The following is a 14,844-nucleotide window of genomic DNA, read 5'->3' on the forward strand; positions in this document are numbered from 1 at the left end:
ATTAGAGTTACCATTTCTAACTCCTTCTCTCCATCAGTTGTTTTTTCTATTTTACTTCCTTATCTAACAAAAGAGGGTTAAATTCAACACGACTTTGTAAAACTATTTCTTCAATCACTACTGTACCTCTACCCCGTTCTAGGACTGAATCAAAACGATTCATTAATTCTGGAATGTTAATCACTTCTTCTACAGCTTCAATGTATCTTCTAACGATCGCTTTAACTTTGTATCTCATGGTTGCTTGTTCCATAAGCTTATTTAAAATACTTTGAATTGGCTGTTCAGTTTTGACAACAAATGTAATTGGATATCTTTGAACTTTGTCTATATCTAAAAAATACTTTCCTACATCTATAGTCTCTGTTACTTGAAAAAAACGACCTAATGGCTTCATAACAAAATCTATCCCTCCATCGTTTGCATTAGTTCGACCAGTTTTATATAAAGTAAGATACTCAGCATTCAGTACATCTGATGACCAACCCCAATAAATATGTTGATCAGCATAATACTCTTTTAAAATTGCATAACTCACAATTTCAAAAACTCTTGCATCTATATTTGGTCTAAGTAAACCTCGAATAAATTCGATTGCTCGTGTCAGTTCTTGTTGTTGAATCACAAGCATTTCTTGACAATATACTATAAATTCATCAAATGCTTCTTGACGTGCGGTAATATACGCATCAATAATATCTTTAACAGCTTGAGCAATATTGATTTGTGTGTAATCAACAATAATTTTTATCAGATTTTCGTTGAGCCAATATCTATTTGTTTTGACATCCCTGATGATGGGTACATAAACTGATGTCGGAAAATATTTTTTAAATTCTTCATTTAGTCGATGATTTAAGGCATGATTTTGTAATTTACTGCCAAATGGAAGTTCTCTTTGTCGGCGTAAAAGAACAGAAAATTGTACTCCTTCATAGTCTTCATAGTTATTTTGTAGATGAAATTTTTTATTCAAATAGTCTTCAACAAGCACATAGATTGCATAGTGATTAGCCAAGCCTGCTCTAGATTTAGAACCTCGATTAGCCGCTTTTGTTTTAATGTTGAGATATTGCAACAACTCACTATAGTTTAAAATTGCATTTCCTTGGCTAGGAAAATAACAATTTAAAATTTCTATTATTTTCTTGGTGAATTCATGCTGTACTATCGCCATTAAAAAGATTACCCTGTATAATATCTAACTTTTGACTAATTTTATGACTTCTAGTATTATTTTTTGGCACAGATACAAGCTTTTCTCCTTGGTACTCCTGCCATCCTAAAACTCGCCTCAGACCAATTTTAAGATATTCTTTTTGTGATTCTATACTAATTGAACTTCTTCCTAATTTTTTGGCTATCGCTGCAACTGTAAAGGTTCCAGCAAATGGATCAAGCACAGAATAACCTTCATTGCTGCTTGCAAGAATAATTCTTTCTATTAATGATTCGGGTTTTTGCGAGGGATGATTTTCATATTCTTTCATGCGATATCTGACACGAGGAAAATACCAAACATTACCAGGGACTTTTTCTGTATTGTATTGAGTTGGAATTGATTTTCTATAGTCAATTAACTTTCTTTGTGCGCCTGTTTTTGCTTCTACTTTGATGTCATCTGAGTTAAATATATAATTATTTTTATCTTTAACACAATGAAGTATAGGTTCATACAATGAGCCATAGTATTTCGTAGCTTGTACGCCCGAACTATCATAATGCCAAATAATTCGACTAAGTATTACTATTTTTTCTCTTAAATAAATATCAAAATAGGGCATTGCTTGCGTACTGGTCATAACGTATAAAGTTCCATTTGGCTTTAAGACTCTAATGCACTCATTAAGCCATTGATATGCCCATTTTATATAGTCTTGTTCAGATTCCCACTTGTCATAAAAATTTGAAAATTGTTTTCCTATATTGTAGGGAGGATCGATAAAAATAAGATCTACAGATTCTGAGTTAATCTCTTTGGTCAATATTTCTAAAGCATCGCCGTGATATATAGTATGAGATCTATCTTTAAATTGTTCAACCATCACTATTGATTGACTGAATAAGTGGTGTTTACTTTAATCAACTTAATATTTTATTGCTGATTTATGAGATCTAGTTAACTGTGTTCATTATACATAAACCAAAATTACAACTTTTTATAATTATTCTTCAATTCTATCTTACCCCTAAAACATGAATTTTAAGCGTTCTTCCCTTCTATTACTCCTTCGGCTTGGTGAACGCTCGCTCTTAATTTCTCTAGAACAGAAGGATCAACTTTTTCCCATAATCCCCGTTGATGGGCTTCTAATAATCTTTCTGCCATGTCTCGTAATGCCCAAGGATTTTTAGTTTGTATGAATTGTTGTACGGTTTCATCAAAAATATAAGCTTGAGCAATTCCTTGATACATATAATCTTCGACGCATCGAGTAGTGGCATCATAGGCAAATAAATAATCGACGGTTGCGGACATTTCAAAGGCTCCTTTATATCCGTGTCTCATTACTCCTGCGATCCATTTTGGATTAATAACACGCGATCGATATACTTTAGTAATTTCTTCTTGTAGTGTTTTCACTTTAGGATTAGATGGAACAGAGTTATCGCCAAAATATACGATCGGATTTTTTCCAGTTAGTGATCTAACACTTGCAGTTAATCCCCCTTGGAATTGATAGTAATCATCTGAGTCTAATAAATCATGTTCTCGGTTGTCTTGATTTTGTAGAACAATCTGTAATTCTTGGAGTCTTGTTTTGAATGTTTCGGGTACATGATGACCGATACCTTTTTCATCATATGCGTAACAACTCCAGTTCATATAAGCCCTAGCTAAATCATCATCATTTTCCCAGTTTTGTGATTCAATTAAACCCTGTAATCCTGCACCATACGCCCCAGGTTTAGAACCAAATATTCGATAGCTTGCTCTTAGTTTCGCTTGCTCTTTTGTTAATCCTTGATTTTCCCAAAACTCGCTTTCTGTCTGTACTTTAGCTGCTAATGGATTAATTTCTTTTTCTTCCTCTTGACAAGCTAATTGATTTATGGCAGAATTAAGCATATGTAGTAAGTTGGGAAAGCTATCTCTAAAAAAGCCCGATACCCGTACTACCACATCAATACGCGGTCGTCCTAACGCCGACGGGGTAAGGATTTCATAATTTACGACTCTTCGAGAAATTCCATCCCAAACGGGTTGTATACCGAGTAAAGCCAGCACTTGAGAAAGATCTTCGCCACCTGTTCGCATCGTCGAGGTTCCCCATATTGATATTGCTAGGGTTTGGGGATATTCTCCCTGTTCTTGGGTATATTTTTCGATGAGGTTTTCTGCTGCTTTTCGTCCGACATCCCAAGCAGTTTCGGTGGGAATACAACGTATATCAACTGAATAGAAATTGCGTCCTGTGGGTAATACATCGGGTCGTCCTCTCGTCGGTGCGCCAGATGCTCCACTCGGAACATATTCGCCGTTTAATCCTGCCAGTAAATAGGTTAGTTCATGGGTGGTCTTTTGGAGGGCAGGTAATAACGAGGTTTTAATCCAATTCAATTCTATATATGTATTTTTTCCGATTGTAGGGGTTTGGTCTCCAAACCCATCTTCAAACCCATCTCCAGATCCATTTCTAAATCCATCTTCAAACCCATCTTCTAACCCATCTTCTAACCCATCTCCAAGCTCATCTAAGAATAAAAGATTTTCAATCAATTTACTAGCAGTGGTTTCAAGAAACGCGATCGCATCTCCTGTTGTTCTACAGTTAGGTAGTTTTTCGCTTTTGGATAAAAGTTCATCGGGTTTTACGGTTAGTGGGTCAAAACAGAGATCTAAATCTTGAGCAATGGCACGAGTTAAACCGAGACGATTGGTACTGGGAGAACGCGCAATCGAAAGAATTAAATCTCTAAGTTGTACATTTTCGGGACATTGACCAAATATATGTAAACCATCTCTAATTTGTGCTTCTTTTAACTCACACAGATAACCATCTACTTTAGTGAGTAGTTCAGAAGTAATCGCTTGAATGTTGAGGTCTTCTTTGAGATGAGATTCGGTGATGAGTTGGGAAATACGATCGCTTATTAATTTCAAACGTGACGGATCTAACTGTTGTGCTTCATAATACTCATCGATTAATGCTTCTAGTTTTTGTAAATCGCCATAGAGTTCTGCACGAGTCATCGGGGGAGTCAGATGATCAATAATCACTGCATGAGCGCGTCTTTTTGCTTGTGATCCTTCTCCTGGATCATTGACGATAAATGGATAAAAATGAGGGAGAGTTGATAGAGTAATTTCGGGATAACATTCATTAGATAAAGCGATACTTTTTCCCGGTAGCCATTCTAAATTACCGTGTTTCCCTAGATGAATAATCGCATCGAAGTTTTGACGTAACCAGTAGTAATAAGCTAAATACTCATGTGTCGGTTCTAAGTCTGGTGCATGATAATTTAAACTTGGATCTAGATCATATCCTCTAGATGGTTGTATCCCGATAAAGATCTGGTCTAACTGTAATCCAGAAATAGGAATTGTTTGATTTTGAATGATTCCCCAACGATTAATCATTTCTTGTTGGACAGTTGGGGGTAAGGTTTGAAAGTAAGTTAGATATTCGTCTACAGATAAAGATTGATAGACTGATCTTAATTCTTTTCCTTCAAGATCATTCGTTACACCCGTCGTTAACTTTTGGATTAATTCATCTCCGTTATTTGGAATATCAGTTAGAGAATATCCCGCATCTTGTAAAGCATGGAGAATATTAATACAACTCGCGGGAGTATCTAACCCAACACCATTAGCAATACGTCCATCTCGGTTTGGATAGTTGGCTAAAATAATCGCTATTTTTCGTTGTTCTGGGGAAGTGTTTTTGAGTTTGACCCAATTTGCAGTTAACTCAGCAATAAATTTAATTCTGTCTTCTCTGGGTTGATAGATCACGACATCGGTTTCTAATTTTTCATCTCCCTTTTGCACCGACTTAAAAGAAATAGCTTTTGTAATAATTCTTCCATCGACTTCGGGTAACGCAACATTCATCGCAACATCTCGCGGTGAAAGTCCTTTAAAACTATTTTCCCACTCAGTTTCGGTTCCCCCACTGAGGATAACTTGTAAGACACTCACATTAAAACGAGTCCAGTAATTTTGGTAATATGTATGATCTACATCTATTTCTGCTGAGAGTTGGGAGATAGAAAAACTCGTTGTATTTAAAATAATCTGAACGGGTTCTGATTTAGTACAAAAATATTGCCAAATTTCCTCTTGTACTTCTGTGTCGCGGAGTGATGAAACAAAAATTGCTACGGGTGCTAAGTAATTTTTTTCTAACGCAAGACAAAGATGATCGATGGGAAGGGTGTTACCTGAGAGATAATGCGATCGATAAAATAAAATTCCGACTCTTTTTCCGATTTTAGATTCCTTGTATATTCCGACTTTAGGGACAATTTGTGGAGATGGAGGATAATAGGAACTTCCCAAACAAGTATCAGAAGTATACTTTAAACCGTTACAGTAATTTTCAATTCCTCCTTCAGTTAAATAACGCCATAATTGAGTGACAATAGATAGCGCAACAGTGGAATGACTCATTAAAGTGGTATCAGGATGATCATCACCAGGTAGAACGAATAGAACAATATTGTTTTGTTCTGCAATTTCTTTGACGACTTCTAAACCATATGACCAATAGGAACGTCCACCGAGTAATCTAAGAATAATAATTTTTGCTTTGGATAAAACAGTATCCGCATAACTATCAATGCTAAAAGGTTGTTGTAACTGTAATAAATTAACGGCACGAATTGAGGGAAATTCTGGGGGTAAACTAGGTAAAGTAGCAGCTAAAGTTTGAATATCTGTATCAGCAGAGGATAAGAATATTATAGAAGCTGGAGTTTGTTCAATGATAATCACTCCATCGGTATCGGGGTTCCATCCACCTGGTGTAGCAGCGATGCGGTGCATTTAATATCCTTATTTTTATTAAATTCAGGTAATGTTGATTCAGATAGCCAGTGAATGAATTCACTGTCTTATAGCTAAAGTCCGTTAAAACGGACTCCGAAGTATAAGTTTTAATTCATTTTAATGGATTTTGGCTTTTTTGCCTTTGAAATTGATTTCACGGTGGATTATGGGACTAACACTATAACCGAATTAATTATTCAACTTCTATTATTGCCAGTGAATGAATTCACTGTCTCATAGCGAAAGTCGGTTTTAACCGACTCACTGTATAGGTTTTAATCCATTTTAATGAAGGGCTGTGTGCGGAAGAAAGCGTCCGCACCTTGTAAGCCCCGTTGGATTTTGGCTTTTTTGCCTTTGAAATTGATTTCACAGTGGTCTAGAGGACTAAATTTTTATCAAATTGATTTTTATCTTCATCATTTCACAGTAGATTAATTAATTCTTCAGCTTTTATTAACAGACTACGGCTATACAATAAAACATTACATTAAGATTTTGCAAATGATGAACATAGAACATTTAAAGTCTGGATTAGTTGTATCTTGTCAATCACCTGTAGACTCTCCACTCCATGATCCTACAATCATAGCAGCTTTTGCCGAAGCATCGGTTAATCAAGGTGCAGTAGGAATAAGAGTAGATACCCCGTCTCATGTTCAAGCAGTCAGAAAACAATTACCTAATATTCCAATAATAGGTTTATGGAAAAGACAATACCCAGATAGTGAAGTTTATATTACTCCATTGTTTGAACACGCGGTATCTATTGCTGAAGCAGGTGCGGATATTATAGCCATTGATGGAACATCTAGAACTCGTGTAGGTGGTGAAACATTATCGATTTTAATAGAACAAATTAAAACAAAATTGGGCAAATTAGTAATGGCAGATGTCGATACAATTGAAAATGCGATCGTATCACAAATTTCAGGTGCGGATATTATTGGAACGACACTTTATGGATATACCCAAGAAACGAAACATTTAACCCCACCGGGTTACGAATTATTAACAGAAATGGTCAAACAATTATCAGTTCCTATAATTTGTGAAGGTGGTATCGCTACACCCGATGAAGCAAGAAAAGCATTAGACTTAGGTGCATATTCAGTTGTTGTCGGAACCGCCATTACAGGAATTGATCTAAAAGTCAAGTCTTTTTACAATGCTTTACAGTAAAGGACTCAATCAATGAGAGAGAATTTAATATTAATTAGTCAATTTTCCTTATCATCATTGGTGGTGTCGCTTCTCTATTATTCCTTTTCCCTTTTTCCCCCACAAACCTCTCAAGCGTTTTCTAATACTCCCTCTGCTGAACCTATTTTCGTGTCTGATACAACTATCATCCCAACCCAACAACGGGGAAAAGAAATATCAATAAACGGGAAAAAGTTTATTGTAGCGTGGAGTCAGTGGAAAGAAGGAACAACGACACATACAGGGATATCGGATATCGGTGCAAGTACAACACTGGGAATAGAATTACTCAGTACCAATAACCCAAACCAACAACCTGTATATTGGTATCTCGCAAACCCCAATCAACCGATTTATCTAAATACAAAATTTCTTGCACCATATCGTTATTTAGATATTACTCAACTCATTCAACAAATGGGAGCAGAATTAAATATTGTTGGGGATACTCTACAGATTAATTATCCCACGGCACAAGTTAATGATTTATACACCCTACAAGAAAATGGAATACAACGTCTGGTACTGTCTTTAGATCGTCCGACAACATGGCAAATCAGTCAAGTTAAAAATGAAGCGACTCTAAATATAGAAGGAATAACCGACCCCACTTTAATCGCACAATACCAACCACAACCCATCATTACAGAAAATAACACCAATATCGATGAAGATGATTTAGGGAGTGCAACAACACCTAAAATTCCACCACAACTCTTTTCACTGACACAAAATGGAACAACAACCCAACTCAAATTAAACTTACCGACTGCTTATGGAATACAAGCGTATACTATTTCTAATCCTAACCGTTTAATCATCGATATTCGTCCTGATACTTTAAGAGAAAAAGAAATTACTTGGCAAAATGGACTAACATTTCATCAACGCTATGTTAAATTACAGCAAGACTATTTTCCCGTCACTTGGTTAGAAATAGATTTACGTTCCTCTAAACTTACCCTAAAACCTCTTACAGGAAACAAAACAAGTTTAACTGGAATACTACCCCTTGCAACAATGGGGAGAGACACCGAAGCAATAGCAGCTATCAACGCAGGATTTTTTAATCGTAACAACCAACTCCCATTAGGTGCGATTCGAGTCGATGGAAAATGGTATTCTAGTCCTATTCTAAATCGTGGTGCTATTGCATGGAACAATCAAGGACAAATAAAAATTGACCGTCTCACCCTACAAGAAAATCTAATTACACCTAACCAACAGTTTACGATAAATTTCCTCAATAGTGCCTACTTAGAAACAGGAATAGCGCGATATACCTCGGAATGGGGAAATAATTATACAACTCTTACTGACAAAGAAACCATTATCACTGTAGAAAATAATCAAATTACTGCTCAGTATAAAGCAAATCTAGCAGGACTTGATTCTATTCCCATTCCGAAAAATGGCTATTTACTCATTTTGCGTAAAGATGATACTCCAGCAACATTTCTAACTCAAGGTACAACCGTTAAAATTAATCGTTCGACACTACCAAGAGAATTCGATTCATATTCTAATATTATCGGTGCAGGGCCATTATTATTACAGAATAGACGTATTGTCTTAAACCCAGACGCAGAAAAATTCAGTAAACCTTTTCAACAACAAAGCGCGTCACGAAGTTCGATCGCTACTTTATCATCTGATAGAATTATTCTAGTCGCAGTCCATAACCGAGTTGCGGGAAAAGGTGCCACACTAAAAGAATTTGCTCAAATCTTACAACAATTAGGTGCAGTCAATGCCCTAAATTTAGATGGTGGTAGTTCTACTTCATTATATCTAGGTGGAAATTTAATCGATCGTTATCCACAAACCGCAGCAAGAGTTCATAATGGGATAGGACTTTTTCTGAAGACTTCTCCTTAAATAAATGTACGATTTTATTATTGTTGGTGGTGGGATAACGGGTTCTGCGTTAGCATACGAATTAGCGAAAAAGAATAGTAAAGTTTTACTCCTCGAAAAAGATGCTATTTCCGACAATGCAACACGTTATAGTTATGGTGGTTTAGCTTATTGGTCTGGAATTACACCCATTAACCGTCAACTGTGTCGAGAAGGAATAGAAATACACCGTAACTTATCGGATGAATTAGGTTCTGATACAGAATTTAGAGAACTTGATTTAATTTTATATATTCCTAGAGAAACTAACCCAGAAACTGTCCTAAAAAATTATAATAAATTTGAAATAGAACCCAAATTCCTCTCAGTACAAGAAGCGTGTGAGATTGAACCATTATTAAACCCTGATGCGATTTCTGGAGTTTTAAAATTACCGCATGGACATATTAACACCGAAAAAACTAACCAAGCATATCTAAACGCTTTTTGTCGTTTGGGTGGAAAAATTCAATATGAACAAGTGACACAGTTTATTGAAAAAGAGCAAACTATTATCGGTATAGAAACATTAGAAAATAAATACTATGCATATAAAGTCATCATTTGTGCAGGTGGTTTAACCCGTAGTTTATTAAAACAAATTGGAATTAATATAAAAATTTATTTCAGTAACGCTCAAGTTATTGTGACAAAACCAACCGATATTAAACTAAAAACCTTAGTAATGCCAGCCATTTTAAAAAGATTAGAAATAGAAAATAAAGTTACACAAGCTGAAAACGAAAACCGATGGATTAATCCTAATACAGATATTTTAGATGGAATTTGTGAAGCAGGAGCAATTCAATTTATCGATAATCATTTATGTTTAGGTCAAATTAGTCAATTTATTACAGATCCTTATCAAAAAGTAGATTTAATCAAGAGTGAAGAAGAAATACGTCAAGAAATAGGACAGATTTTACCAGCATTAAAAGATATTCCAGGAAGATTACATCAATGTCTTGTCGCATTTTCTAATAATACACAACCCTTAGTCGGTAAAATCGAAGAATGGACAGGTCTATATACATTTTCAGGATTTACCAGCACTTTAGTTTTTGCACCACCATTAGCTAGACATTTTGGTAACTGGTTAATCGAGGGAAATGATTCAATCATTACTCAATTAGAACCCATTCAATCTTATAAATAAACGTAGGGATAAAGAGTCCAAACCCAATTCGGCAAACCGATAGTAGATGCGTTTTTAGCAAAAACAAAAAAAATAGCCAAGAAAAATCTTGACAATAATCAATAAATATGCTATGAGCTACAAGACTTGATGAGTGTGGGAATGCTGTTTCACATTATCTTCGGTGCGAACGACATTCACCGCATTGAGTACGCGTTTTCTCTCTAAAGAAAAATTCAAATCATCTTTGATGGTTCCTTTGGGGATATGTTGCGTAGCTTCATGACGACGTTTATAGGTGCGTACTGCGGCAATTAATCTTTCGTTAAAATCTTCACAAAACTGAGCGTCTGAAGGAAAATGACTAGGAATGTGTAGGGTATTATTACTCAAAACATCACCGACAGATAAAGCGCACACTAACTGATAAGATGTGGGAATTCCTTTAATCACCGCTTCTAGTGCAGCAGATGGAATAGGTTCGATGACTTGTACTTGTAGAAATTCTCCATCATTTTTTAAAAAACAAGTGGCTAAACCGAATACACAATAATCATCAGCAGTAATATCGGTTGTATTTAAAATATTTGTTGCAGTCGTCATAAGTCACAAGTGTTAGTCAGTTAGTCCATAATCAGTTATATCGTTCTTTGAAAACCCGATCGCGCTGTTTGTTACAAATGTTCGCTAGAATTTTGATAACGTTGCGGTGCGCCTCTAGATATGTTAGAAACTCAAAATAAAATATCTATCGAATTCCCAATAACTCTCAGACTCTATGTCAATAATGAACAGTTTGCAGAATTAGCGAGAGTTAATAGAGACTTAAGATTAGAAAAAACTGCTTTAGGAGAATTAATCGTGAACCCACCCACAGGGGGAGAATCTGGGAGACGTAATTTTAGTTTAACAGGACAGTTGTCGCGTTGGCATGAGCAATACGAAAATTTAGGCGAAGCTTTTGACTCCTCTACTGGATTTATTTTACCTAATGGTGCGATTCGATCGCCTGATGCTGCATGGGTAAGTCGAGAACGATGGGAAACCCTAACATCAAAACAGAAAACGGGTTTTGTTCCTCTGTGTCCTGATTTTATCGTAGAATTACGATCGCCATCTGATAGCCTCACTGATTTACGAGCTAAGATGCAAGAATATTTAGAAAATGGCATGATCTTAGGTTGGTTAATCGATCCACAAAACAAACAAGTAGAAATCTATCGAACAGGAAAAGAAATAGAAATAATAAAATCGCCTACAGAATTGTCAGGTGAGGATGTTTTACCTGATTTTATGGTTAATTTAAACAGAATTTGGGGATAATTGAAAGCTTTTCTACCAAACCACTTGTGCTTTTTGATGTAACACGAGTCCATAAACCGCTTCTGTTTGTTGAGCAAGTTTTGGCCAACTAAACCTTTTATCTAAATCTTGATAAGCATTATTGACTAACCATTGAGCATAATTTGGATTTTTCAATACATCTAAAATACCATTAGCAAGAGATTCAGAATTATTAGCACGAGTTACAATACCAGTTTGTCCATGTCGTACCACTTCAGGAAAACCCCCAGTATCGGAAACCACGACAGGAACTTTAGCTGCAAAACTTTCTAGGGCTACAATGCCAAAAGGTTCGTATAAACTAGGAAATACAGCACAGTCAGCCACCGTCTGAAATTTATCTAAATCTTCATCGGACATAAAACCTGTAAAATAACATTTATGATAGATTCCTAAATGCAGGGCTTGAAGCTGAAGTCGCTCAATATTTCCCCCACCAATAATTACAAATTTAGCAGATCCGCCCGTTTCCCAGAGTATTTTAGGTGCAGCATTGAGTAAAACAGAAACGCCTTTTTCAAAAGTCATTCGACCGACATAATAGACGATTTTTTCATGGTCTGCGGCAAAAAGACGGCGAAAACTTTCATAATCAAAATTCGGATCACGTAGTTTTTTTTCGGCGCGAATTCCATTATAAACCACATCTATTTTATCCCAAGGCGAACTCAAAGCCCGATGGATTTCATGACGCATATAACCACTACACACAATAATACGCCAAGCATTGTAAGCGAGAATTCTTTCTTTACTAGCAATGTAGAGATGTGTATCAGTATGAAGACCATTGTAGCGTCCATATTCCGTCGCGTGAATCGTAGCCACAAGAGGAATTTTAAAATGATGCTTCAGCGCGATCGCTGCATCTCCCACTAACCAATCATGAGCATGAATTAAGTCAAAAGTCAAGTCTTCTTCGATAATTAATTTCCCGCCGTAGTGACCCATACTATTATTCATATTGATCACCCAGTGGAAAAAATCATTACCTTGGGCAACGGGAACACGGTGAACATGAACTCCTTCTACAACTTGATAGCCTGGAGCGTCACCAATTTCGATCGTCATTAAATGAATTTCATGGCCAAGTTTAACCAGTTCGGGATACAATTCTGCTACATGACGAGCGAGTCCACCGACTAATCTTGGCGGAAATTCCCACGCTAGTACTAGAATTTTCATCCCTGAAATACTCCTCTTAAATCATGGCACTGATTTAGTTTAATCGTTTTGAGCATCTTGCTTCTATTTACAGTCTATATCTTAGGCTTTCACCACAGCAATCAAAAGTGAGACCTCATCTCAACCGCTAGATAATCTTACGACTATAATAAGTAACAGCGCTCCTTGTGCGATAATTTGCTGTTACGGATCGGAATTTTCTGATTTTACAGTAAGCAAAAATACGTTTTATCAATGGACTATCAGTGATTACGCTGACTTTACTTCATCCCAGTAAGACCATTCCTTTACAACATTGGACGTTTGAGAACAACTCGATCATACGGGTTGGTCGATCGCTAGATAATAATGTTGTGTTATATAGTGCGGTAGTTTCCCGTCATCACGTAGAAATTCGTAAGAGTGGATCTAACTGGGAATTAGAAAATTTTGGCGCAAATGGAACCTATCTTAATGGAAAACCCGTAACTAAAGCGTCTGTCATTGATGGTATGGTTTTTCGTCTCGCTACTTCAGGCCCACAAATTCAAATAAGGATCTTACCCGATAGTCCTCAGTCTGATCATTTCGCTTCACAGATTAAACCCACTTCAACCACAAATGAGGAACGTCATAAAAAAGAAACGATCACGAGTTACGAGGTGAGTTGAAAATCCTCAATGGAAAAAAACTGAGTTTGACTTTAATCGGTTTAAGTCTGATTAGCCTTATTTTAACTCTTATTCTATCAATTCAGACAACCGATCCCCGTAGTCATTTGAATTTAGAACAACGCATCGATTTCGCTTTACAATTAGCCCAAAATAAGTTAATAAAAACAATCAATACTTTTGAGCAAAGTTCTCTAGTCGGCATCAAATATCCCTCTTATACTTCTAAAAATAGCTCGTTTTCGCTTAATTTTTGGAAAAAACGTCCACCATCAGGAATATGGCTCCCCGATAAAGCCAAATTTTGGTCATCTGGTGCTTTTCCCGCTTTATTATGGCAAATGTCCACCCTTGAAACCGAATTAGGACGTAAACAGTTTTGGTGGAGTTATGCTAAAAGTTGGGGAGAACCCCTCAGAAAAAGGTCTTATGAAGATGTTACGATTAATAATCTCTTGGTTTTCCGTCCCTGGTTGGAATTTACCAGAGATGAAGACGAAAAAAAAGAACAGCTAGAAACAATTTTACAAGGTGCTAGAACCTTAGCAATGCCTTATGATCCATTAAAAAATCAGGGGAGATTTCAGGTAGAATTAGGGGTGATGGGCAACAAAAGAAAAGCAGACCGCACCGATAATCAAGTTTATTGGCACGTCTTCACCGATCATATTATTAATGTAGAACAATTGTTATGGGCGGCGCAACATAATCCTAATTCTATTGAAGCAAAAGACTGGCAACAAAAGGCTATAAGACATATTAAAACAGTTGGTCAAACTTTTGGCAAAAACCGAAAACCGGGTCATACTGGAACATGGCAACGCGGTTATTTTGATGATCGTCCTTCTTCACCCACTTACAGACAATTTTTGTTTAATGAAGGAAAACAGGGATGGCGAGATGATACAACTTGGTCTAGAGGACAAGCATGGATCATTTATGCGACAAGTATCGCTTACAAGTATAGCCAAGATCCGTCGCTAAGAGCGATCGCTTTTGAAGCTATTGATTATTATATGAATAATTTACCTGATAGCTTTGAGGGCAATAAACGCACACCTCATGATTTTATTCCACCTTGGGACTTTGACTACGCACTTGAAAAAAATCCCAATACTGAAAGAGACTCATCAGCAGCAGCGATCGCTATTTCGGGTATCTTAAAACTAATTCCTACTTTACCTAAAAATGATCCCGCTCGACCCATTTATTTAGATCTAGTCAAAAAAACCCTTTACCAACTCACCTCTAAGGACTATCTCAACGATCTTCAATCATCCGAAATGAGTATCTTACAGAAAGGTTGCTATCATCATCCTGATGCAATTCAACCCAGTTTTGAGTGTGATAATGGTTTAATTTGGGGAGATTATTTCTTTGTCGATGCTTTATTAGATTATCGGCGATTGATGTCCAGTTCAGAAAAAGATTAAAAT

General features: G+C 36.4%; 11 protein-coding genes. 6 read left to right on the forward strand and 5 right to left on the reverse strand.

Annotation, left to right across the window (positions count from 1 at the left end; all coding sequences use genetic code 11):
• Nucleotides 1-46: 46 nt before the first annotated feature.
• The 3 genes from C7H19_RS13980 to cobN all read right to left on the reverse strand — a co-directional run bounded on the left by C7H19_RS13980 (nucleotide 47) and on the right by cobN (nucleotide 5,995).
• Nucleotides 47-1,177 (reverse strand): restriction endonuclease, encoded by a 1,131-nt coding sequence (locus C7H19_RS13980; RefSeq protein WP_106457503.1) that lies wholly within the window; start codon nucleotides 1,175-1,177, stop codon nucleotides 47-49.
• On the reverse strand, nucleotides 1,158-2,045 hold the full coding sequence (yhdJ, locus tag C7H19_RS13985) for an adenine-specific DNA-methyltransferase (RefSeq protein WP_106457504.1): 888 nt from the start codon (nucleotides 2,043-2,045) through the stop codon (nucleotides 1,158-1,160). The genes C7H19_RS13980 and yhdJ overlap by 20 nt, the downstream gene beginning before the upstream one ends.
• 158 nt (nucleotides 2,046-2,203) lie before the next feature.
• Nucleotides 2,204-5,995 carry a cobaltochelatase subunit CobN gene (gene cobN / locus C7H19_RS13990; RefSeq protein ID WP_106457505.1) on the reverse strand — a complete coding sequence of 1,264 codons (3,792 nt, stop codon included), beginning with the start codon at nucleotides 5,993-5,995 and terminating at the stop codon, nucleotides 2,204-2,206.
• A gap of 510 nt (nucleotides 5,996-6,505) precedes the next feature.
• Between cobN and C7H19_RS13995 the strand changes: the two genes are divergently transcribed.
• From C7H19_RS13995 to C7H19_RS14005, 3 genes are read left to right on the forward strand one after another with little or no spacing between them, the layout of a single operon-like run.
• Complete coding sequence (locus C7H19_RS13995) at nucleotides 6,506-7,180, forward strand: N-acetylmannosamine-6-phosphate 2-epimerase (protein WP_106457506.1); 675 nt, start codon at nucleotides 6,506-6,508, stop codon at nucleotides 7,178-7,180.
• 12 nt (nucleotides 7,181-7,192) lie between these two features.
• Nucleotides 7,193-9,079 (forward strand): phosphodiester glycosidase family protein, encoded by a 1,887-nt coding sequence (locus C7H19_RS14000; RefSeq protein ID WP_106457507.1) that lies wholly within the window; start codon nucleotides 7,193-7,195, stop codon nucleotides 9,077-9,079.
• Nucleotides 9,080-9,083: 4 nt separating this feature from the next.
• Entirely contained in the window at nucleotides 9,084-10,253 is a 1,170-nt protein-coding gene (locus C7H19_RS14005; protein ID WP_106457508.1) for an NAD(P)/FAD-dependent oxidoreductase, read from the forward strand.
• A gap of 117 nt (nucleotides 10,254-10,370) precedes the next feature.
• On the opposite strand, the gene C7H19_RS14010 is transcribed toward C7H19_RS14005, so the two are convergent.
• Entirely contained in the window at nucleotides 10,371-10,835 is a 465-nt protein-coding gene (locus C7H19_RS14010; protein WP_106457509.1) for a hypothetical protein, read from the reverse strand.
• Between the two features lie 120 nt (nucleotides 10,836-10,955).
• Here C7H19_RS14010 and C7H19_RS14015 point away from each other — a divergent pair, with 120 nt between their 5' ends.
• On the forward strand, nucleotides 10,956-11,555 hold the full coding sequence (locus C7H19_RS14015) for a Uma2 family endonuclease (RefSeq protein ID WP_106457510.1): 600 nt from the start codon (nucleotides 10,956-10,958) through the stop codon (nucleotides 11,553-11,555).
• Nucleotides 11,556-11,567: 12 nt separating this feature from the next.
• On the opposite strand, the gene C7H19_RS14020 is transcribed toward C7H19_RS14015, so the two are convergent.
• A complete protein-coding gene (locus C7H19_RS14020) occupies nucleotides 11,568-12,758 on the reverse strand; it encodes a glycosyltransferase family 4 protein (RefSeq protein ID WP_106457511.1) in 1,191 nt (396 codons plus the stop codon).
• A gap of 245 nt (nucleotides 12,759-13,003) precedes the next feature.
• On the opposite strand from C7H19_RS14020, the gene C7H19_RS14025 reads away from it, so the two are divergent.
• Nucleotides 13,004-13,408, forward strand: a complete 405-nt coding sequence (locus C7H19_RS14025; protein WP_106457512.1) for an FHA domain-containing protein — start codon at nucleotides 13,004-13,006, stop codon at nucleotides 13,406-13,408.
• Complete coding sequence (locus C7H19_RS14030) at nucleotides 13,405-14,841, forward strand: hypothetical protein (RefSeq protein WP_245927529.1); 1,437 nt, start codon at nucleotides 13,405-13,407, stop codon at nucleotides 14,839-14,841. Before C7H19_RS14025 ends, C7H19_RS14030 begins: the two co-directional genes overlap by 4 nt.
• Nucleotides 14,842-14,844: the final 3 nt, after the last annotated feature.

The sequence above is a fragment of the Aphanothece hegewaldii CCALA 016 genome (assembly GCF_003007785.1).
Lineage (GTDB): Bacteria > Cyanobacteriota > Cyanobacteriia > Cyanobacteriales > Microcystaceae > Chroococcus > Chroococcus hegewaldii.